Origin of the sequence: Streptomyces sp. NPDC004732 (assembly GCF_040609235.1) — a bacterium.
GTDB lineage: Bacteria > Actinomycetota > Actinomycetes > Streptomycetales > Streptomycetaceae > Streptomyces.
Genome location: NZ_JBEXJR010000001.1, coordinates 262,530 through 282,624, shown reverse-complemented (window position 1 = coordinate 282,624; position 20,095 = coordinate 262,530). Strand labels below are relative to the sequence as shown.

General features: G+C 68.8%; 16 protein-coding genes and 3 pseudogenes. 9 read left to right on the top strand and 10 right to left on the bottom strand.

Features of this window, described 5'->3' with window-relative positions; translation table 11 throughout:
- The first annotated feature begins 277 nt into the window (after positions 1-277).
- Positions 278-1,756 carry a molybdopterin molybdotransferase MoeA gene (locus ABZV77_RS01230; protein WP_356249001.1) on the top strand — a complete coding sequence of 493 codons (1,479 nt, stop codon included), beginning with the start codon at positions 278-280 and terminating at the stop codon, positions 1,754-1,756.
- 508 nt (positions 1,757-2,264) lie between these two features.
- Here ABZV77_RS01230 and ABZV77_RS01225 read toward each other — a convergent pair.
- Positions 2,265-3,107 (bottom strand): SDR family NAD(P)-dependent oxidoreductase, encoded by an 843-nt coding sequence (locus tag ABZV77_RS01225; protein WP_356248999.1) that lies wholly within the window; start codon positions 3,105-3,107, stop codon positions 2,265-2,267.
- 100 nt (positions 3,108-3,207) lie between these two features.
- On the opposite strand from ABZV77_RS01225, the gene ABZV77_RS01220 reads away from it, so the two are divergent.
- Positions 3,208-3,900, top strand: coding sequence for a TetR/AcrR family transcriptional regulator (locus ABZV77_RS01220; protein WP_356248997.1), 693 nt, complete (start codon positions 3,208-3,210; stop codon positions 3,898-3,900).
- Positions 3,901-3,949: 49 nt separating this feature from the next.
- Here the strand turns inward: ABZV77_RS01220 and ABZV77_RS01215 are convergent.
- A pseudogene (locus ABZV77_RS01215) lies at positions 3,950-4,177 on the bottom strand (ATP-binding protein); the annotation flags it as partial.
- Between the two features lie 5 nt (positions 4,178-4,182).
- On the opposite strand from ABZV77_RS01215, the pseudogene ABZV77_RS01210 reads away from it, so the two are divergent.
- Positions 4,183-4,419, top strand: a pseudogene (locus ABZV77_RS01210) (transposase); the annotation flags it as partial.
- Between the two features lie 13 nt (positions 4,420-4,432).
- Here ABZV77_RS01210 and ABZV77_RS01205 read toward each other — a convergent pair.
- The 6 genes and pseudogenes from ABZV77_RS01205 to ABZV77_RS01180 all read right to left on the bottom strand — a co-directional run.
- The gene (locus ABZV77_RS01205; protein ID WP_356248995.1) at positions 4,433-5,527 is read right to left on the bottom strand and encodes a DUF4037 domain-containing protein; all 1,095 of its coding nucleotides are present in this window, start codon (positions 5,525-5,527) and stop codon (positions 4,433-4,435) included.
- Between the two features lie 231 nt (positions 5,528-5,758).
- The gene (locus ABZV77_RS01200) at positions 5,759-5,986 is read right to left on the bottom strand and encodes a hypothetical protein (RefSeq protein WP_356248993.1); all 228 of its coding nucleotides are present in this window, start codon (positions 5,984-5,986) and stop codon (positions 5,759-5,761) included.
- Between the two features lie 627 nt (positions 5,987-6,613).
- Positions 6,614-7,213 carry a TetR/AcrR family transcriptional regulator gene (locus ABZV77_RS01195; protein ID WP_356248991.1) on the bottom strand — a complete coding sequence of 200 codons (600 nt, stop codon included), beginning with the start codon at positions 7,211-7,213 and terminating at the stop codon, positions 6,614-6,616.
- Positions 7,214-7,254: 41 nt separating this feature from the next.
- Positions 7,255-8,025 (bottom strand): class I SAM-dependent methyltransferase, encoded by a 771-nt coding sequence (locus ABZV77_RS01190; RefSeq protein WP_356248990.1) that lies wholly within the window; start codon positions 8,023-8,025, stop codon positions 7,255-7,257.
- Positions 8,026-8,213: 188 nt separating this feature from the next.
- Entirely contained in the window at positions 8,214-8,789 is a 576-nt protein-coding gene (locus ABZV77_RS01185; protein WP_356248988.1) for a molybdopterin-dependent oxidoreductase, read from the bottom strand.
- 238 nt (positions 8,790-9,027) lie between these two features.
- A pseudogene (locus ABZV77_RS01180) lies at positions 9,028-10,139 on the bottom strand (ATP-binding cassette domain-containing protein); the annotation flags it as partial.
- Positions 10,140-10,528: 389 nt separating this feature from the next.
- Between ABZV77_RS01180 and ABZV77_RS01175 the strand changes: the two are divergent.
- Positions 10,529-10,945, top strand: coding sequence for a TOBE domain-containing protein (locus ABZV77_RS01175; RefSeq protein WP_356248986.1), 417 nt, complete (start codon positions 10,529-10,531; stop codon positions 10,943-10,945).
- Positions 10,946-11,087: 142 nt separating this feature from the next.
- On the opposite strand, the gene ABZV77_RS01170 is transcribed toward ABZV77_RS01175, so the two are convergent.
- On the bottom strand, positions 11,088-11,795 hold the full coding sequence (locus ABZV77_RS01170) for a M24 family metallopeptidase (RefSeq protein ID WP_356248984.1): 708 nt from the start codon (positions 11,793-11,795) through the stop codon (positions 11,088-11,090).
- A 211-nt stretch (positions 11,796-12,006) separates the two neighbouring features.
- Between ABZV77_RS01170 and ABZV77_RS01165 the strand changes: the two genes are divergently transcribed.
- From ABZV77_RS01165 to ABZV77_RS01155, 3 genes are all read left to right on the top strand, one after another.
- Entirely contained in the window at positions 12,007-12,930 is a 924-nt protein-coding gene (locus ABZV77_RS01165; protein WP_356248982.1) for a LysR family transcriptional regulator, read from the top strand.
- 107 nt (positions 12,931-13,037) lie between these two features.
- Entirely contained in the window at positions 13,038-14,210 is a 1,173-nt protein-coding gene (locus tag ABZV77_RS01160; protein WP_356248980.1) for an NAD-dependent formate dehydrogenase, read from the top strand.
- Positions 14,211-14,279: 69 nt separating this feature from the next.
- Positions 14,280-14,678: a TOBE domain-containing protein gene (locus ABZV77_RS01155; protein WP_356248978.1), complete on the top strand. Its 399-nt coding sequence runs from the start codon at positions 14,280-14,282 to the stop codon at positions 14,676-14,678.
- Positions 14,679-14,702: 24 nt separating this feature from the next.
- Here ABZV77_RS01155 and ABZV77_RS01150 read toward each other — a convergent pair whose 3' ends face one another.
- Complete coding sequence (locus ABZV77_RS01150) at positions 14,703-16,220, bottom strand: PucR family transcriptional regulator (protein ID WP_356248976.1); 1,518 nt, start codon at positions 16,218-16,220, stop codon at positions 14,703-14,705.
- A gap of 231 nt (positions 16,221-16,451) precedes the next feature.
- Between ABZV77_RS01150 and ABZV77_RS01145 the strand changes: the two genes are divergently transcribed.
- Positions 16,452-17,276 (top strand): FAD binding domain-containing protein, encoded by an 825-nt coding sequence (locus tag ABZV77_RS01145; protein ID WP_356248974.1) that lies wholly within the window; start codon positions 16,452-16,454, stop codon positions 17,274-17,276.
- Positions 17,273-20,068 carry a molybdopterin-dependent oxidoreductase gene (locus ABZV77_RS01140; protein WP_356248972.1) on the top strand — a complete coding sequence of 932 codons (2,796 nt, stop codon included), beginning with the start codon at positions 17,273-17,275 and terminating at the stop codon, positions 20,066-20,068. The genes ABZV77_RS01145 and ABZV77_RS01140 overlap by 4 nt, the downstream gene beginning before the upstream one ends.
- Positions 20,069-20,095 lie beyond the last annotated feature (27 nt).

The following is a 20,095-nucleotide window of genomic DNA, read 5'->3' as shown; positions in this document are numbered from 1 at the left end:
GGGAGCGGGGCCTGATGACCAAAACGCTGATGTGCGGCCGGGGCCGGAAGCCGGAAGCGCCCGGCCGAGCCCCCTCGTCCCGCGTGAGTCGGCGGACGTTGCCCGAACTCGGCGCAGAGGAGCACGGAATGGTCTGGCTGGAGGCCGACCTGCCCTCCGGGCTTGGGAGGAGAAGCGCGGCCCCTCACCGTCCCGTTGCGTCAGGCGTGAGCGGCCTGGTGCACCGCGGCAACCTCCCATGCCATGAGGGGCAAAGCGAGGGCGACATGGTGGACGCATGACTGTGCTTGCAGCAGCCCCGGTAACTTCCTGTCGCGACGTGCCCTGGTCGCGGGCGCGCGAACTGGCCCACGCGGCTCCCACGCCCCTGTCGGCCGGGCGGGTGCCGCTCACGCGAGCCGCGGGGCTGACACTCGCCGAGGACCTGTGTGCCCGTCAGCCGCTGCCGCCCTTCGACACCGCGGCCATGGACGGGTACGCCATCGCCGGGCCGGGCCCGTGGCTGCTGTCGGCGGACGTCGTGCGCGCGGGGGCTGTCGATGTGCCCGAGGAAATGGCCGAGGGCGAGGCAGTGGAGATCTCCACCGGGGCGCAGGTGCCGTGCGGCGCCGAGGCGGTGCTGCCGCAGGAGCACGCGGTGCGTGCGGGGGCGGGGGTGCGTGGCCCGGCGCCGGTTTCGGGGAAGCACATCCGCCGGGCGGGCGAGGACGCTTCGGTGGGCGCGTGCCTGGCTCCTGCCGGGACGCGGGTCGGCCCCGCGCTGCTGGGTCTGGCCGCCGCGTGCGGCTACGACACGCTGTTGGTACGGCCCCGGCCCCGGCCCCGGCCCCGGCCCCGTGTCCGGATCCTGGTCACCGGTGACGAACTCATCCACGCAGGGCGGCCTGCCACCGGCCAGATACGCGATGCACTCGGTCCTTTGCTGCCGCCGCTGGTGAACACGCTCGGCGGCGAGGCCACCGACGTACGCCCTGTGCCGGACCACCCTGTCGGGGCACTGGCGACCGCCGTCCTCGCCACGTCGTACGACACCGACGTGATCGTGGTGACCGGCTCCACCTCGGTCGGCGCGACCGACCAGCTGAGACGGCTGCCGGCCGAGCACGGTGCCCGGTGGGTGGTGGACGCGGTTGCCTGCCGCCCCGGCCACCCTCAGCTACTCGCCCAACTCCCGGACCGACGCTGGACCGTGGGTCTTCCCGGCAACCCGTACGCGGCCCTGACCGCCGTCCACACCCTGCTCGCCCCGCTCCTCGCGGGCCTGACCGGACGCCCACTGCCGGCTCTGCCCCACGTCCCGCTGACCGGTGGCATCCTGGTTGTGTCATTCTCCGGGGGCTCTGGCCTGCGAAGGCGGACCGGTGGTGGGTGTGTGTGCGAGCCGCTGGCGGGTCGGGCGCAGTCGATGGCGGTCGTCCATGTCGGCGGCGGCAGGTTACGCCCACAGGAGCACGGTCACGCCATCGGAGCCCTGGTAAATGCTTCCCGTGGCCATTCTCGTGTAGGCCCTCTGGCCGTGGTGGCGAGAGGTATAGGAGTGCGTTACGAGGTGGAGCACCCCTGCGTGCTGCCGGGGAAGCCCGGCGTCGGCGTCGGCGTCGGCGAACCACACGTAGACGAAGTTCGTGTCGTTCCTGGCTGTAGTGCCGAGATCGGGTCCGTACCAGTGCTTGTGGGGGCGGCGGTCGCCCACGTGCGGAGCCAACGCCTGGACGGCGTCATCAGTGTCCAGCGCATCCGCCCAGGGCCGGAATAGGGAGTGCAACTGCGCCTGCTGCTCCCACCGATCGCGGCGGTCGGCGGACCGGGCCTTCTGGCGCTTCTCTTCATAGCGCCGCTCTTCTTCCTCCAACAGGTGGGCAGAGTACGTCGGCGCAGCAGTCAGCCATTCCCGGACCTCTTGGGCTCGGAGTTCCATCTGTCTGCGCTCTGCCTTCCTCCGTGCCTCGAACCGTTCCACAAGGCACGCGGAGCATGTGATCCGTAACTGGTTCCAGCCCTCCCTCCAACTCACCGGGTGCCGCCGACCGCAGACATCGCAACGTCGTCTCACGGGCACAGGCTAGTCAGAACAGCCGGAAGGGGCCCGGTACTACGCAGGTCTGATGCCCTCGTAAGAAGCACCCCGACAGCGCGCCAGCCGGGCATCACAAGAAGTGGACCAGAGCCTCTCCGGGGAGGTCGATTCGACGTGAGTTCGGGAGTCGCTCGCCGCGCGCAATCTCAGCTCCGCTGGTTCCTGTGATGGATCTGGCGCGTGGCGGCTACATGGACGGGGTGCGCAGTAGTTCTTGAGTGAGATGGTGCAGGCGCATAGCGGTTTCCTGGTTGAACGACGCGCCTTTGAGGGGGAGTTGGCGCGTGTTGCGGTAGACGGTGAACCGGTCACCCTGCGGTTCGTCCAGGAGTCGAGCCATCGGGGTGACGGCCTTCGCAACGGAAGTAGCGAAAACGGCGAAGGACGCCTTGGTGAGGGTGCGTAGCGGTTGCGGTAGGTGGTTCGGCATACCAGTCGCCACAACGCCGGGGTTGTAGCCGATGTAGCGGATCCGGGTGTCAGCGTGCACGGCGGCGAAGGCGACGCCAAGAAGATCGTTGGCGCGGAAAGACTGCAAGGTGGCCTTGGTGCCGCCGTAGCGCCGTGCGAGTTGCAGGTCTTCCCAGTGGATCCGGCCCAGGGGAATGCCCGGAGTTCCGACGTTCATGACGACGGGGTGCTGCGCGGCCTCCATCACGTCGCGCAGACCGTGGCTCAGGACGAATCGGCTCAGGTATGCGAGGGCGAAGCTGTGCTCAAACCCTTCATCGGTAACCGCGCGAGGGCCGAAGAGGCGGTAACGCTGGGCGCAGAGGACGAGCTTGTCCACCGAGGGGCAGGTGTTCTCGATTCTGGTGATGAGTTGCCTGGTCGCTGAGACCGACGTCAGGTCGGCCTGCAGGAAGGCGGCACGGTCAACGGCCGAGATGGCCGCCGCTTCCGCCAGGAGGGCCTCGCCCTTGGCGGGAGTGCTGCCGACGGCAAGCACGCGCGCTCCTTGTCGCAGGTAGTGCAGGGCGAGCCCTTTGCCGAGCCCGTCGGTACCCCCGGTGATGACCACGGTCTGCATTCCTGGTTCCCCTCTCCCGCGGGTTGGGGCGGCAGATGGGCTGCCTGGCGCCACGGAATCGCTATGCGGATATCTCGTATCCGCTTACGGGGACCGTACCATGGAACCGGATATGCTCTATCCGGTTCGGTCGGATCGGTGCGAGGAGTCGTTCATGGGCAGTCAGACGGAGGACGAGGACGCAGCCGTGGCAGGCGGACGCCCGCTGAGGCGGGACGCGGAGCTCAATCGTCAACGCATCCTCCAGGCCGGGCGCGAGATTTTCGCCGCACGCGGCCTCCAGGCCACCCTCAACGATGTCGCGCATCATGCTGGGCTTGGAGTGGGCACCGTCTATCGGAAGTACCGCGACAAGCAGACCCTCTCGGAGGCAGTCTTCGGCCAGGAGCTTGACGAGATTGCAGCGATGGCCCAGGAGGCCCGGGAAGAGGACGATGCCTTCGACGCCTTGGCCAGCTTCCTTGAGAGAGCGCTGGCGAGGGCAGCGAAGAACCGTGGGCTGCGCGAACTGATGCGCCAGGGCACCGTCGAGGCCGACGGCCTCGCTCGCGCGCGGCGGGAAATCACAGCCCACTGCAAGCACCTTGTGGAGAGGGCCAGTGCCGAAGGCGCGTTGCGCGACGGCATCACAGAGGCCGACATCGCACCGATCGCCGCGATGATCGACGCTGTCTTGTCACTGCCCGGCGAACATCCGTCTGAGATGTGGCGACGCTATTTCGCGATTGTTCTCGACGGGCTCCGCGTCCACCCGGATCAGAGGCCCTTGCCCAGTCCTGGAGACGCGACCTGACCTCGACCAGCGCAGTCAGGACCGCCCTGGGTCCCGGAAGGCCGTCTGCTCAGCCGATGGCGGTCTGTTCAGCCAGGGCTTCGGTGTGGGCGAGGCGGTAGGAGTCAGTGCCGGTCTGGATGATCGCGCCGTTGAAGGTGAGCCGGTCGACGATGGCCGCGCAGAGCCGCGGATCGGTGAACGTCCTCGTCCACCCCGAGAACGACTCGTCGGAGGCGATCGCGACGCTGTTCTTCTCCTCGCGTTCAGTCAGAACCTGGAACAGCAAATCGGCGCCGTGCCGTGGACACACGGGGGCTGCCGGTGATGATGATGGTCACTCCGGCGAGTGTCCACGACGCGTACGCGGCCCGCGACTTCCTCATCCGGCTCCGCCTCGCCCACCCCGAGATCACCCTGGTCTGAGCCGACTCCGCCTACGGCGGCGAGCTCGTCACCTGGGCCCGGGACCGTCTCCACCTCACCCTCAAAACTGTCAACCGGCCCAGAACGAAGGGGTCCGTTCTGTTGCCAAAGAGGTGTGACGGAGGCCTCAGGAGGAGAGCAGACCGTGGGTGGCGGCGCGTGTCAGTTCCGGATGGCTGAGGACATCCGTGCTGTCGACGAATTGGTCGGCTGTGCCGATCGGCGGCAAGGAGCTGATGTCAGGGTCGGTGATGCGGTTTCTCAGCGCCGCGGTGAAGCGTTCGGCGTGCAGGACCTGGAATGGTCTGGTGTGGAAGGGCCGTGTGGCGGGGTCGACGGGGTCGGTGAGGCCGAGCTGGTTGTGTGTGGCCGCGACGGCCTCGTAGGCGCGGGTCAAGTGGTGCTCGCGGGTGTGCCAGTCGGTGGCGGCGAGGGCCTCGGTGAGGACCGGGGTGAGGGCGGTTGCCTGGGGAGTGCGGGCGAAGGCGCTGCCGAGCCATTTGCTGTAGGGCGGGTAGCGGCGGTCCATGAGCAGGCAGAGCCGCATCAGATCGCGTACCAGGCGGGCGGCGACGACAGCGGAGCCGAGTTCGTCGCCCACTTCGCCGCAGCGGCCGACGAAGGCTTCTTCCTGGGAGATGCGCTGCCACTGGCAGGCGAGGAGGTAGCGCCAGAGGTCGTGGGGGTACCAGTCGAGGTTGGCGCGGGCTGGTGCGAGTTGACCGAGTCCGTCGTGGAAGACGGCACCGGCAGTGACCTCGGCGAGGAGCTGAGTGGGGGTGGCCAGCCAGTCCGTCAGGGTGATGCCGGAACGCGGGTCGAAGCCCAGTTGCGCGGTGAACCAGGCGCCTGGGTCTGTGACTTCGACCCGGTGGTGGACTGGCCCGTCAGTTGTCTGCATGACCCGGATGCCTGCTTCGCCGACGGGGGCGAAGTGCGTCGGGTAGCCGCGGAAGGTTTTCGGCAAGCGTTCGGAGAGCAGTGCCGTGATCCTCTCGCCGTGGCGTGTGACGTCCTGCGAGCGCAGGAAGATCTGCAGGCGGGGTCCCCACTCGTGGTCGGCGGAGCGGGCGGTGTCGAATCCGAGGACTTCCGAGCCGCCACCGAGGCGGGCGGCGGAGTGCCTAACCCCCGGGGCGGCCTCCTCCAGCAAAGACCGTACGGCTTCGAGGTAGAAGCGGTACGAAAGTTCCAGTCCGGGGATGAAGGACGGCGTGGTCATGCTGGAGAGGGTGCCGGATCAGCGTTTGGCCGGTCGAAGGCTTTTCCCCGTCCGGCAGGCATCAGGTCTGTCATGCGGCCCGAGACCGCGGCCGCACCTGCCGCACGTCCGCCTCAACTTCGCCCGCAGCTTCTCCACGAGATCCAACGATGTCTTAGCCACGCCCGACCAACGAGCAACTGATCGGACAATCACGCCACGTGACGGTCAGCCGAGGAAGCGGGACGGCTTCTAACGGATCCGGTGTCGCGGAGCTCCGCCCAGCGTTCGGAACGCATGCACGTGCCAATCGAAGAACGCCTCCTGGCCCGCGGTGGCGAACACCCGGTGCACCGCCTTGCCGGAGAACGACAGCCGCAGCGAGAACAGATAGACCCGCGTGTCCTGGCCCGCCAGGCGGACATGGAACTCGCCGAAGTCGACCTCGGCCTCCGCACCGGGCAGATGCGTCTGCGGCACGAACACCGCTCAGGCCCCAGCCCGGCTTCCCGCCGCACCTCCGCCCGGCGCCACTTCACATACCGACGCGCCATCGGGTACGAGATGTCGAGCGCGGCGTGCTCGTCGACGAACCGGTCGAAGATGCGCTGCGCGGTGTGCTGCTGCTTGACCGGCGCGTCCAGGTCCGTCCGCAGCATCTCGTCGATCAGATCCGTGTACGCATCCAGCCGTGACTCCCGCCGCCGTGGCGACTTGCGCGGCTCAGGCCACTGCCCGTCCAACGCACGCCGCACCGTGCGCCAGGTGACGTTGTACTTACGCTGCAACGCCCGCTGCGACAGCCCGTTCTGGCAATGGTCGCGGCGAATCGCAGCGTACAGATCGGCCTTCGAATCCGCCCCCCATCGGGCCCCTGCGAGAAAGGCACACCCCACCGTCCCACCGCAAGCCCCTGAGTCACGGCGCCGCCCTCGCCACCGCGCTCGCCGCCGTACCACCGCACTGGCAGTCAGGCGCCCCGGTGCTCGTGGTCCTGCTGCCGGGATGAGCGGCATCTTGCCTCGGCGGGCCCCGATCGAGCATCGCTTCGACCTGGCGAGCGGGGGCGAGCAGTTGCCGGGTGAGGGCGGTCGCCTTCGGGTGGTCTCAGTTGCGTGCTGCGACGCGTAGCCCGTCGATGACGATGGTGAGCATGCGTTCGCTGCGTTCCTGGGAGTCGGGACCGCTGTCGGTCTTCCACAGGAACGACACGAGCAGGAGGACCTCGTCGGCGTCGGCGTCGAGCCGTAGTTGCTTGGTGTCCTTGCAGGCGGTGAGCAGCTGGTCCAGCGCCGCGACGACCGGCGGGTGGTAGTGGCTCCCGAGGTCCGCGCGGGTGGCCGCCGCTATGGCCTGGGATGCCCCGTGCTTGACACGACCGTATGCGGCGAGTCGGCCGAACCAGAGGCGCAGTGCGTCCAAGGGGTCGTGCCCTTCGAGTAGGCGTGGGGCGGCTTCGACGAGCTCCTCGACGTCATTCCGATAGACGGCGAGGAGCAGTGCCTCGCGGTTGGGGAAGTGCCGGTACATGGTCCCCTGGCCCACACCGGCCGCCTTCGCGATCGACTGAAGGGTCGCGTCGGGGTGGCTGGCGAAGGCCCTGCCCGCGATCTCGATGATGCGGACGCGGTTGTCCCGGGTGTCCGAGCGCGCCGGGCGTCGGCGGAGCGGCGCCAACTGCCCGTGGTCGCGACTGGAATCGGGCATACGTCCCCGTCTCCCTCCTGTGGGCCGTGCTCCTGATGTCGTCATGGGGCGGAGCGCAGGAGGACGAGAGATCCGCTGTAGGTCGGCCGACTGCGCAGGTGGCCGAAGGCTTCGTCCCAGGCGCCGGATCCCAGGGCGCGGCGCAGGGAGATGTCGAAGTCCTGTCGGGCGCGGTCGTCGATGAAGCTCCAGGCCGAACAGGCTTGACGGGCGGCGGGGTTCAGGAGGAGCTCGGGTCGGCCGTAGTACGCCTCGTTGAAGCCGTCGGTGCAATCCAGCGGTACGGGGACGGGCTGGATGGTGGTGGTGGGGCCGAGCGCGGCCGTGATGCGGTCCAGGGAGGGGTAGCGGCGGGCTTCGGTCTCCAGGACGTCGGGGGCGTACTCGTAGAGCCAGAAGTCGCGCACACGTGCGGGGTCGCAGGTCAGTACGGCGACGGGGCCGCGAGTGACGCGGCGCATCTCGCGCAGTCCGGCTTCGACGTCGGACCACTGGTGGACGCTGAAGAGGGTCATCGACGCGTCGAACTGCCCATCGGTGAAGGGCAGGTCCTCGGCGACAGCATCGATGGCGGTGGCGAGCTGGGCCGGACGCTGGGCGCGCATGGCCAGGGACGGCTCGACCGCGGTGATCGTGCGCGCTGCGATCTCGTACGATCCGGTGCCCGCGCCGACGTTGAGGACAGTGCGCGCATCGCCGAGTGCTCGGGCGATGACGTGGGCGATGCGCTCGTCGGGACGGCGCAAGGAGGCGTGGGCAGGGGCCAGGACTCCGCGGCCGACGTCGTCGGCGCCGTGGTCAAAGGTACGCATGACCATGGGGGGACCTCGCCTTTCGGGTCTGGCCGGAGCTGCGGCACCCGCACCCCGAGCAATGCCTTCTATCTTGCATCTGCCACGTACATTCGCATAGTGGCCTTGTAGATGCTTGGTAGATCACCCAAAGAGTGAGGCATGTGCGTCGAGGTGCTTGGAGGTTGTGCCGACGCTGATGCGCCCGGTTACTGGTTGTCGTCTTCTTGGTGGGAGTGCCGCAGGCCAGTGCTGGGGTCAGCGATGTTGTGATAGCCGCGTTCCTCCCAGAAGCCGCGCCGGTCCTGCGTCATGTACTCGATGCCCCGCAACCACTTGGGGCCCTTGTAGCCGTAGAGGTGCGGGACGACCAGGCGCAGCGGAAAGCCGTGTTCGGCGGTGAGCGGTTCGCCGTTGTGGTGCGTGGCCATGACGGTGGAGGCGGCGGTGAAGTCGGCCAGGCGGAGGTTCGCGCTGTATCCGTATTCGGCCCAGGCCATGACGTGGGACACGCCCGCAGCGGGTGGGGCGAGATCCAGCAGGGCGGACGCGGGCACGCCGAAGAACTCGTGGCCGACGGTGCTGGTGCCGGATGCGCAGTGCAGGTCCGCGAGGACGGTGACCCTGGGCATGGCGGCGAGATCGTCGAAGTCCCAGGAGTGCTTGTCCCCGCTCTGGGTGGCGCCGAAGACCTGGAGTGTCCAGCGTTCCGGGCGGAAGCGGGGCACCGGCCCGTAATGCGAGATGGGCCAGCCCTTCGCCAGACGCTGCCCCGGCGGCAACATGCCTTGCTCCATCACGCGACCCTCTGTCTCCGTAGACGCAGATGCAAGGCAAAAGCCTAAGACAAGCTCACAGGAATCACTTGCATAGGGAATAAGGGCTCGTAGATGCCGATCTCTGGCGAGGTGGCAGGGGTGCTGCGTGGCGCACTCCGCGAGCGTCACGCAGCACCCTCTGCATGGTCCGCCGACCGGTCCGCGAGAGCCGGTGCGGATCTTTCGGCGGGTGGGGTCCAGTGCATCAGTGAACGTTCGGCGGTTCTACCGGATGGTGATCCGAAGAATGTCTGGCGGCGGGGTGGATCTGTGGTTGATCATCCAGGCCAGTGGCCGTGGTCCCCGCGCTGCGCCAGGTGATCTCGGCGACGGTGTCGGGGAATTGGCCGGAGGTGATGATCAGGCGCAGGCGGCTGCCGCTGGCGGTGATCTCCTGGATGGTGCCGGGCCAGACATTGCGGGGGCTGCCGGTGGGCTTTTCGCGGTGCAGGGAGATGGCTTCGGGTGGCACGACGAGGACGCGGTCGGCGAGGGAGACGGCCTCGACGGGGTCGTGGGTGACGATCAGGCAGACGCCGCCGAAGCCCGACAGGTGAGTGCGCAGGGTGTGCCGTACGTGGGCGCGGGTCGTCTGGTCGAGCGCGGCCAGAGGTTCGTCGAGCAGCAGAAGCCGGGGGCGCGTCGCCAATGCGCGGGCCAGGGCGACGCGTTGGGCCTGGCCGCCGGAGAGCTGGGCGGGCTTGCGGTGGGCGAGGTGGCCGACGCCGTGCCGGTCAAGCCACTCCTTGGCTTCGTGGCGGGATTCGGCGCGAGGGATGCCGTGGGCGCGCAGGCCGTAGGCGGTGTTGGCGAGCGCCGTCAGATGAGGGAAGAGGGCCCCTGTCTGCGGGACCCAGGCGACGCCGCGCTTGTGCGGGGGCATGTCGGTGACATCGGTGACATCGGTGTCGGCGAGCCGGAGCTCGGCGTGGGCGCGGGGGGTGAGGCCAAGCAGAGCACGCAGCAGGGTTGTCTTGCCTGCCCCGTTCTCTCCGACGGCGGCGATGGTGGTGCCGGGGGCGGCGTCCAAGGTGAGCTGGTTGAAGCTGGTGACCTCGGCATGCAGGGGCCAGTGTGCCTGCGGGGCTGAGGACTTGGCGGCCGCGGGAGCGGCGTCCTGCAGCGCGGCTGCGGGCTGAGCGTGCGTGTCCCGCGGATCCTCGGCCCGAGGGCGTGCGGTGCGACCGGCGGTGCCACCGGTCCAGCGCCCGCGGAGGCCGATCAGCACGGCCATGGCGATGGGAGCAGCAGGGAGACCGAAGTGGCGGCCTCGGGCTGATCCTGGAGGAGGAGGTAGACCTGCAGGGGCAGGCTCTCGTCATCCATGAGCAAGCCTTGGCCCACCTCTACGGCGAATGCCGCCAGATCCCGGCCGTAGGCCTAGCAGACGCGCAGCTTGCCCCATGGTGTAACGCTGCATATGAGAAACATTAGAAAGAAAAAGTGTGTATTTGCAATGCGTCAAGATCATGCCGTTACCAGAAGCGGATACGGAAACTGAGGCCCAAGGAATCATTGCGGCCAAGGAAGAGGTCCCGAATAACTCATGACTTTCGGGGTCGCCTGATCTGCCAGGCATACCGGGTCCGCCGACTGGCGGATGCCATGCTCCGTGCAACGGTCCCGCTTTCGGGCATTAACGTGTGAATCATGCAGGCCAGCCGCCTGACAGATCACCGCCCAATTACTTTGTGAGGCATTCCTTCATGAGCCTGAGCATCCGTAACCAGATCGTCGGCACGGTCACCTCCGTCACCCCGGGCGAGGTGATGGCGACCGTCAAGGTCCGTCTCGACGGCGGCCAGGACGTCACCGCCGCGATCACTTTGGAGGCCGTCAAGGAGCTCGGCCTCGCCGAGGGCTCCACGGCCAAGATCCTCGTAAAGTCCACCGAGGTTTCCCTGGCGACCGGCGCGGTCGAGGGCCTGTCCATTCGTAACCAGATCCCCGGCACCATCACCGACGTCGCCACCGGCGGTGCCATGGCGTCCGTCAAGATCTCCGTCCAGGGCGGCGAGTTGACCGCCGCCATCACCAAGGACGCCGTCGCCGACCTGAAGCTGGCCTCCGGCTCCTCCGTCGTCGCGCTGATCAAGTCGACCGAGATCTCCCTGGCCGTCTGATCCCCACACGCCTCAAGGCAGAGCAAGGGCCTCACACCGCAGCCGGTGTGAGGCCCTTGGCGGACCTGCCTCTATGCGCGGGCGGCTTCCACGGCCGTCACCACTCCCAAGGAGAACAGCGCGAACCCCAGCACCGCCCCGGTCACGCCAGATCCAGCAACTGCTCGTAGAAGCCGCCGAACCCCCGCCGCTTGTCGACGAAGTGGAGTTCCAGGATCCAGTGGCAGACCCGGCCTCTGCGATCGGTGCGGCGCAGCGCAGAGTCGTTGTCAGGGGTGATGTAGGACTCGGCCTTCGCCCCGTCGTTGGTCTCGTGCGGGAACTCCCCGACGAGGTGGCCGGCGTGCCAGATGCCGATCTCCCAGCCTGCCTCGGCAGCCAGGCGCTCGACCTCGGCGTACAGTTGCTTGCCGGTGATGCCCGGATCGGCGGCGAACACGGCACGCCCGGCGTCGAAGATGCGCGGCAGGTCGTGCAGGAGCCGATGCTTGTCCGGGTCGTCGCCGAAGACGTACGTCCGGCCGAAGTCCGCCTCGTACTCCTCGAAGATCGGACCGAAGTCCACGAACGCGATGTCGTCCTCGCCGATGACCCGGTCCGGCGGGTTCTCCCGGTACGGAGCCAGGGTGTTGGGTCCAGAGCGGATGATCCGCTTGTGCCAGTGCTTGGTCGTGCCGAACATGTCGTTCGCCAGATCCCGGATGCGGTCGCTCGCCTCCCGCTCCCCGACACCGGGCGCGACCAGTGAGCGCGCCTCCACCTCGGCGAACAGCGCAATCGCCTTCTCCTGTGCCGCCACCAGACCCGCGATACGCCGGGCCTCCTCCGGCCCTGCTGGTGTGTCCGTCACGCCGATTCCCCCATCTCCCCTGTGGTGCCGTGGCCCGCACACCAGGCGGGCGTATTCCGCAAATGCAACCCTAGTTGATGGGTTCCTTAATACCTGCTGGGGTTCCTACGCCAACTCCCTTGCATATGGTGGTTCTCGCACATGCCATCGCTAGCGCCGGGGGACACCGGGTGCGTGAGCCGCCACTCGGTATCCGATTTCTGGGGGACGAGTGCTGCGACAGTTGGAGTATCTGGTCGCGCTGGCCCGCGAGCGGCACTTCGCGCGGGCCGCCGCCGCATGCTTTGTGTCGCAACCGTCGCTGTCGGCCGGGATCCGCAAGCTGGAGGCCGAGCTCGGGGTCGCCCTCATCCGGCGCGGGAGCCGCTTCCACGGCCTGACACCCGAAGGCGAACACGTCCTGGGCTGGGCGCAACGCGTGCTCGCCGAACGCGACGCGCTGCGACAGGAACTTGCCTCTCTGCAGGGGGAATTGACCGGCACCTTGCGTCTGGGGGCGATTCCCACCGCGCTGACCGCCTCCTCGCTGCTCACCACGCCGTTCTGCGAGCGCCACCCAGGTGTGAAGGTGAGCCTGGAGTCGCTCTCCTCGCGCGACATCACCCGCCGCCTGACCGGCTTCGACATCGACGCGGCCCTGACCTACCTCGACGACAGCTCTCTGCGCGACATGCGGTGCCTGCCGCTGTACGAGGAGCGGTACGTGTTACTCACACCGGCCGACGGGCCGTATGCCGAGGGCACCGAGGTGAGCTGGGCCCAGGCGGCGGCACTGCCGCTGTGCCTCCTCTCGCCGCGCATGCGCAACCGCCGCATCCTGGACGAGAACTTCGCCGCCGACAACGCGACGGCCGCACCTGCGGTCGAGTCCGACACGGTCGCGGGCCTGTACGCGCACCTCGTCACCGGCCGCTGGTCGAGCGTCATCTCGCATGCCTGGCTGCACATGTTCCCGACCCCGCCCGGCATGCGCGTGGTGCGGCTCTCCGGGCCCGCCCGCGGCCCCCGGGTCGGACTGGCAGTCGTGGCGCAGGACACCCAACCGGCCATGGTGCGTGCCCTGTTCGCCGTCGCACGCGATGCCGGAGTGCGAGACGCCCTGGACGACTTGCTCAGCTCCCACCTGGGCTCATAGCCCAGGGCTCACCGCGGATAGAAGACTTCGTTTTGACCACGGCGGGTCAGGCGCGGACCGTGAGAGACATCCCGCACGTCCGCCCTCTCCAACGAGGAGCCGTGACCATGGCCAAGGTGCTCTGCGTCCTGTACGACGACCCCGCCACCGGATATCCCACCGCCTACGCCCGCGACGATCTGCCGCGCATCGAGTCCTACCCCGACGGCCAGTCGGCGCCCACACCCAAGGACACCGGATTCACCCCCGGCCACCTCCTGGGCAGCGTCTCCGGCGAACTGGGCCTGCGGGCCTTCCTGGAGAGCAGGGGCCACACCCTTGTGGTCACCTCCGACAAGGACGGCGGCGGCTCGGTCTTCGACCGCGAGCTGGCCGATGCGGACGTCGTCATCTCGCAGCCGTTCTGGCCCGCCTACCTGACCGCGGAGCGCATCGCGGCCGCCAAGAACCTCAAACTGGCCGTCACCGCCGGGATCGGCTCCGACCACGTCGACCTGGACGCCGCCATCGCACACGGTGTGACCGTCGCCGAAGTGACGTACAGCAACAGCATCAGCGTCGCCGAGCACGTGGTCATGATGACGCTCTCGCTCGTCCGCAACTACCTGCCCGCCCACCAGGTGGTCCTGGACGGCGGCTGGAACGTCGCCGACTGCGTCGCTCGCTCCTACGACCTGGAAGGCATGCATGTCGGCACCGTCGCGGCCGGACGCATCGGCCTCGCGGTCCTGCGCCGCCTGGCCCCCTTCGACGTGAAGCTGCACTACACCGACCGGCACCGGCTCCCCGCCGGGGTCGAGGAGGAACTGGGCCTGGAATTCCACGAGTCGGCGGCCGACATGGTCCCACACTGCGACGTCGTCACCATCAACGCGCCGCTCCACCCGGAAACAGAGCACCTCTTCGACGACAAGCTGCTCGCCACCATGAAGCGCGGCGCGTACCTCATCAACACCGCCCGCGCGAGGATCGTCGACGAGGATGCCGTTCGACGTGCCCTGGACGATGGGCAGTTGGCCGGTTACGCGGGTGACGTCTGGTATCCGCAGCCCGCGCCCGCCGACCACCCGTGGCGCACCATGCCGCACCACGGAATGACCCCGCACATCTCCGGATCCTCCCTCTCGGCACAGGCCCGCTATGCCGCGGGCACCCGCGAGATCCTGGAGTCCTGGCTCGACGGGACCCCCATACGCGACGCATACCTGATCGTCTCCGGCGGCGCCCTCGCCGGTACAGGCGCCCGCTCGTACGCCGTGAATCCCACCGCCGAGAGTTAGGGGCCACCCCTCGGTCGGTGTCTGTGACACCCAGCCGGTCGGCCGCGGCAGGGGATCTAGAGTGCGGGTGTGTCGGCGTACAGCATTGGGCAGGCAGCGAGGCTGCTCGGCGTGAGTTCGGAGACCGTCCGGAGGTGGGCGGACTCCGGACGGCTCGGCATGGTCCGGGACGGCCCGGGGAACCGTGCGATCGACCGGGTGAGTGTGGCGGCGTTCGCGCAGGAGCGGGCGCAGGGGATGCATCCGCTGTCGGAGAGCCCCGTTGCCACTTCCGTACGGAACGCGTTCGTCGGGATCGTGACCGGGGTGGCGCTCGACGACGTCGCCGCGCAGGTCGAGATCCAGTCGGGGCCGCACCGCATCGTCTCGCTGGTGACACGGGAGTCCGTCGAGGCGCTCGGCATCGAGGTCGGCGTCACGGTCACCGCACGCGTGAAGTCGACCGATGTGCACATGGACACTCCTTGAACCGGCGCCGCCTCGGTGAGCCTCTCAGCGGCACAGGAGTGCGGCGCGCAGGTCGAGTTTGTGGTCGAGGCGGGAGAGGTCCCGGCCGGTGAGCTCCTGAACCCGTTCGATGCGGTAGTGGACGGTGTTGACGTGCAAGTGCATGGCTTCGGCGGTGCGGGCCCAGGAGCAGTTGTGGGCGAGGAAGACCTCCAGGGTCTCCAGAAGCCTGTGGTGTGAGGCCAGTTCGCTGTCGGCCAGCGGCCCGAGAGCCGTGGCGCTGAAGACCGTTCGCACGCCGACGGGGACTCCAGCCAGGAGTGTGTCCAAGGAGGAGAGTTCCTCGACGGCGGTCACACGACCGGTCGTCGGGGAGTCGTGCCGTGCCGCCGCGAGAGCGTAGCGGGCCTGGGCGAGGGCGGCGTGGAGTGTGGTGGGCTCGGCGGTGGCGGCACTGACGCCGACGTGCAGCGGACTCTCGGGTCGGCAGCCGTTCAGGAGGGACCAGGGTCCGCGGAGCGACGCGGTGGCCTCGCTGCCACTTCGTACGACGGCGACGGCTTCCCCCTGCAGGGTGGTGCCGACCGCGAAGTCTGTGGAGGGGAGGTGCCGCAGCGCTTCCGTGAGTGCTTCCGTGGCGACGCTGTCCGTCAACTGCCCGCCGGTGGTCGTGACCACGACCTGCCAGGGTCCCTGTACGAGCGGGCCGCAGGACTCCAGGGCGTTTGTCAGAGCGACGGTGTCCGCGCCGCCCCTGTCGACGAGAGCAATCAGCTCCTGTCCGGTCCGGCGACGAGCCGCATGCTTGCGATCGTGGTGGTGACGGTACTGCCCGATGACTTCGGCTATCTCGTGCAGGGCCCGGGGAGGTGCTCCACCGGCCTGTGGCACGTGGAGGTACCAGGTGTCGTACGGCGTGGTCTCGGCCTGGACGCGCAACGTTTCACCGGTGAGGTCGCGCAAGTTCTCCACGGCCTGCGCGGCCGGGAGGCCAGGGGCCGATGCGGTGCGGGCGATCGTGCGTCCGCTGCTGGTGAGCACGTAGCACGACGGTGTGCCGAACGGAGCCAGCGCGCTCGCCAGCAGCTCGTCGGCTTCGGCGCCTTGATCGAGGAGGCGGCCCAGTTCGCCCCTTACGTTCTCGGGCAGGGCGAAGTGGTCCGCGGGGCGGCGGTTGAGGTCGCCCCACTGGCGCCGGTACACGGCTTCGGTGATCGCCCGGAAGTTGGTGTGCGCCGGAACGGCCAGGAGCGCGATGCCGTGTTCGCGGCAGGAGCCGACGATGTCGGCGGGGACGGAGCCGTGGGTCTCCTCTCCGGCGAGGAGTGCCGTGGCTCCGGACTCCGCCAGGGCGGAGACGAATCGCTCGGTTCTGGCCCGACGGTCCGTTTTGCTCCACCACACCAGGCCGCTGAGCACGATCTCTCCGGGCTGGAGAAAACGGGCGGGGTCCTCCAGGTCGGTCGCGGTCACTCCGCTGATCGCCTGGCTGAGCAGATTCTCGCCACCCCAGATGAGAGTGAGATCGAGTTCCTCGATCTGGAGGAGGTCTCCGACGTGCATGTACTGACTCCTTGCATAGCCACCGAGCCCTCGCCTCGGCTTCTCACATCCACTAGGTGGGTGCGAGTCGAGTCATCGTAAATGCAAGGCTCTGATGACGGTGCGGCTCTTGGATGATTCACCAGGGCGGGAACGGTCGGGAGGGAGGTTTTCCGTGCCGCGCACCAGTCGTTTTCGGCCTGTCGCCGGGCTTCACTGACGTAGGAGGCAGAGACCGAAGACGGGGGAGACATGGATCTGAACACGGTTCTCGACGTGCGTGACGCACGCCGTCACGAGCCCTGGCGTCCCGGCGATGCCTGGCTCGGGGGCGGAACGTACCTCTTCTCCGAACCTCAGCCGCAGCTGCGACGCCTGGTGGATCTGAGCCGGATGGGCTGGGAGCCGCTCCGCACCCTGCCCGACGGATCGCTGGAGATCGCCGCCACCTGCACCATCGCGCAGCTGTCGCGGTTCGGGCGGGCCCTCGACGCGGCAGCCGCCCCTCTCTTCGAGCAGTGCTGCCGGGCCTTCCTCGCCTCGTTCAAGATCTGGAACATGGCGACGGTCGGCGGGAACCTCTGCAACGCCCTGCCCGCAGGGCCGATGATCTCGCTCACCGCCGCCCTCGACGGCGAGTGTCTGCTCCAGGCCCAGGACGGTTCGCTCCGGCGGGTCAAGGCGGCCGACTTCGTCACCGGAGCCGGCCGCAAGGACCTTGCGGAGGGCGAACTCCTGCGCTCGGTGACGATCCCCGCCCGCTCGCTGGACTGTCGTACGGCTTTCCGGCAGGCGTCCCTCTACGGCCTCGGACGCTCCGGTGCGCTCGTCATCGGAACGCTGGATCCGTTGGACGGTTCGCTGGCCGTGACCCTCACGGCCGCGACCCGACGGCCGTTCCGCCTCTGGTTCTCCTTGCCCCCGCACCGGGACGAGCTGCGCGCGGCGATCAGGTCGGCCGTGGGCGAATCCGACTGGTTCGACGACATCCACGGGCTGCCCGAGTGGCGACGGCACATGGGCTTCCACCTCGCCGAGCAGGTCCGCCACGAACTCACCCGGGACGGTGTGCGATGAGCTTCAGCATCCAGGTCAACGACAACACCTTCGACTCCGAGCCCCGCCCTGGGCAGTGCCTGCGCACGTATCTGCGCGAGCGCGGCTGGTTCGGGGTGAAGAAGGGCTGCGACGCGGGCGACTGCGGTGCGTGCACCGCGCACGTGGACGGGGAGCCGGTGCACAGCTGTCTCTACCCGGCAGTGCGGGCGGAGGGCCGGTCGGTCACCACGGTGGAGGGCCTGGCCGACAAGGGCGGTGAACTCCACCCCGTACAGCAGAAGTTCCTTGATGCCCAGGGCTTCCAGTGCGGGTTCTGCACGGCGGGATTCCTGATGACCACGGCCGCCCTCGAACAGGAGAAGGGCAGTGCCCACGACGACGGCAAACTGGACGACCTCCCGCGCGCCTTCAAGGGCAACATCTGCCGCTGCACCGGATATCGCGCCATCGAGGACGCCGTCCGCGGCGTGCAGCACACCGAGCGCCCCTGTGCCGGAAAGGCGGTGGGCAAGAGCCTCGGTGCCCCGGCCGGACCCCAGGTCGTGACGGGCACCGCCCGGTACACCTTCGACGTCGAGGTCCCCGGACTCCTCCACATGAAGCTGTTGCGCTCCCCGCACCCCCACGCCCGCATCCTCGCCATCGACACCTCCGCGGCCCTGCGGGTGCCCGGCGTCCACGCCGTCCTCACCCACGAGGACGCCCCCGCCACGCTGTACTCCAGCGCCCGGCACGAGCACCCCACCGAGGACCCCGACGACACCCGCGTCCTGGACGACACCGTCCGCTACGTGGGCCAGCGCGTCGCCGCCGTCGTCGCGACGAGCGAGCAGGCGGCCGAGGAAGGCTGCCGACGGATCGACGTGACGTACGAGGAACTGCCCTACGTCACCGATCCGGAGGATGCCATGCGTGACGGAGCCCCCGTGATCCACGCGGGCAAGGGACCGGAGGTACGGATCGCCCGCGTCGAGAACAACGTGGCCGGCGAGGTGCACGGCGAGATCGGCTCCGTCGACGACGGGTTCGCGGAAGCCGCGGTCGTCTACGAGGAGACCTTCCGCACCCAGCGCGTCCAGCACGCCAGCCTGGAGACCCACGGCTGCGTCGCCTACTTCGAACCGAAGGAGGACGGCACCGGCGAACGGCTCAGCGTGCGCTCCAGCACCCAGACGCCCTTCCTCACCCGCCGTGCCCTGTGCGCCCTCTACGGGCTTGGAGAGGACGAGGTCCGCGTCGTCGCGGGCCGGGTGGGCGGCGGCTTCGGCGGCAAGCAGGAAATGCTGACCGAGGACATCGTCGTCCTCGCCGCACTCAAGCTGCGCCGCCCGGTCAAGCTCGAATACACCCGCGCCGAGCAGTTCTACGGCGCCACCACCCGCCACCCGTTCACGATCGGCATCAAGCTGGGCGCCCGCGCCGACGGCACGCTGACCGCGATCCAGATGCGGGTGGTCTCCAACACCGGCGCATACGGCAACCACGGCCCGGCGGTGATGTTCCACAGCGTCGGCGAATCCTTCGCCGTCTACCGGGCCCCGAACAAGAAGGTCGACGCCTACTCCGTCTACACCAATGGCGTCCCCGCGGGCGCTTTCCGGGGCTACGGCCTGGGCCAGGTCACCTTCGCCGTCGAGTCCGCCATGGACGAGCTGGCCCGCCGCCTGGACATGGACCCGCTCGCCTTCCGCGAGAAGAACATCATCGGCCCCGGCGACCACATGCTCAGCCCGATCGGCGAGGAGGAGGACCTGCACATCGCCTCGTACGGCCTCGCCCAGTGCCTGGGAATCGTCCGCAGGGCCATCGCGGATGACCAGAGCGCCGACGACGTGCCGGAGGGATGGCTGACCGGCCAGGGCACGGCCATGGCGATGATCGCCACGGGACCGCCCGGCGGCCACTACGCCGACGCGACCGTCAGCCTCCTCTCCGACGGGACCTACGACATCGCTGTCGGCACGGCGGAGTTCGGCAACGGCACGACCACCGTCCACAAGCAGATCACCGCGGGCGCCCTCAACACCACCATGGACCGGATCGCCATCCGCCAGTCGGACACCGATGTCGTCCGGCACGACACCGGGGCCTTCGGTTCGGCAGGAACGGTCGTGGCGGGAAAGGCGGTCCTGCTCGCCGCGGAGTCCCTGGCCGGGCGTCTGAAGACCTTCGCGGCCCGGTACGTGGGTGTGGCCCGCCACTTGTGCACGCTCGGCGCGGAGGGGTTCGACTGCGCCGGCCGGACGGTCACTCTCAAGGAGCTCCACGAGGCGGCGCACGCCCAGGGGGCACAGGACGAGATCACTGCGGACGGCCACTGGGGTGGCACCCCGCGCTCGGTGGCCTTCAACGCCCAGTGGTTCCGGATCGCCGTCGACCCGGACACGGGCGAGATGAAGATCCTGCGCAGCGTGCACGCCGCCGACGCGGGCAAGGTCATGAACCCGCTGCAGTGCCGCGGCCAGATCGAGGGCGGAGTAGCCCAGGCCCTCGGCGCCACACTCTTCGAGACCGTACGACTCGACGAGCGCGGCGAGGTGACCACGGCAGCCTTCCGGCGCTACCGCCTCCCGCAGTACGCCGACGTGCCACGCACCGAGGTCCACTTCATGGAGACGACCGACGCGATCGGCCCCCTGGGAGCCAAGTCGATGAGCGAGAGCCCCTTCAACCCCGTGGCCCCCGCCTTCGCCAACGCACTGAAAGACGCCACCGGCATCCGCTTCACCGAGATGCCGGTGACCCGGGACCGAGTCTGGAAAGCGATGGATCAGCGGGCGGTGTGCCGGGCCGACTCCGTGGCGCAGTGACCTGCCCACCACGCGGAGCCCCGAGCG

Bases quoted from the DNA above. Each gene is read 5' to 3' on its own strand.
- ABZV77_RS01230 (WP_356249001.1), top strand. From the start codon at position 278: ATGACTGTGCTTGCAGCAGCCCCGGTAACTTCCTGTCGCGACGTGCCC.
- ABZV77_RS01225 (WP_356248999.1), bottom strand. From the start codon at position 3,107: ATGCAGACCGTGGTCATCACCGGGGGTACCGACGGGCTCGGCAAAGGG.
- ABZV77_RS01220 (WP_356248997.1), top strand. From the start codon at position 3,208: ATGGAACCGGATATGCTCTATCCGGTTCGGTCGGATCGGTGCGAGGAG.
- ABZV77_RS01205 (WP_356248995.1), bottom strand. From the start codon at position 5,527: ATGACCACGCCGTCCTTCATCCCCGGACTGGAACTTTCGTACCGCTTC.
- ABZV77_RS01195 (WP_356248991.1), bottom strand. From the start codon at position 7,213: ATGCCCGATTCCAGTCGCGACCACGGGCAGTTGGCGCCGCTCCGCCGA.
- ABZV77_RS01190 (WP_356248990.1), bottom strand. From the start codon at position 8,025: ATGCGTACCTTTGACCACGGCGCCGACGACGTCGGCCGCGGAGTCCTG.
- ABZV77_RS01185 (WP_356248988.1), bottom strand. From the start codon at position 8,789: ATGTTGCCGCCGGGGCAGCGTCTGGCGAAGGGCTGGCCCATCTCGCAT.
- ABZV77_RS01175 (WP_356248986.1), top strand. From the start codon at position 10,529: ATGAGCCTGAGCATCCGTAACCAGATCGTCGGCACGGTCACCTCCGTC.
- ABZV77_RS01160 (WP_356248980.1), top strand. From the start codon at position 13,038: ATGGCCAAGGTGCTCTGCGTCCTGTACGACGACCCCGCCACCGGATAT.
- ABZV77_RS01150 (WP_356248976.1), bottom strand. From the start codon at position 16,220: ATGCACGTCGGAGACCTCCTCCAGATCGAGGAACTCGATCTCACTCTC.
- ABZV77_RS01145 (WP_356248974.1), top strand. From the start codon at position 16,452: ATGGATCTGAACACGGTTCTCGACGTGCGTGACGCACGCCGTCACGAG.
- ABZV77_RS01140 (WP_356248972.1), top strand. From the start codon at position 17,273: ATGAGCTTCAGCATCCAGGTCAACGACAACACCTTCGACTCCGAGCCC.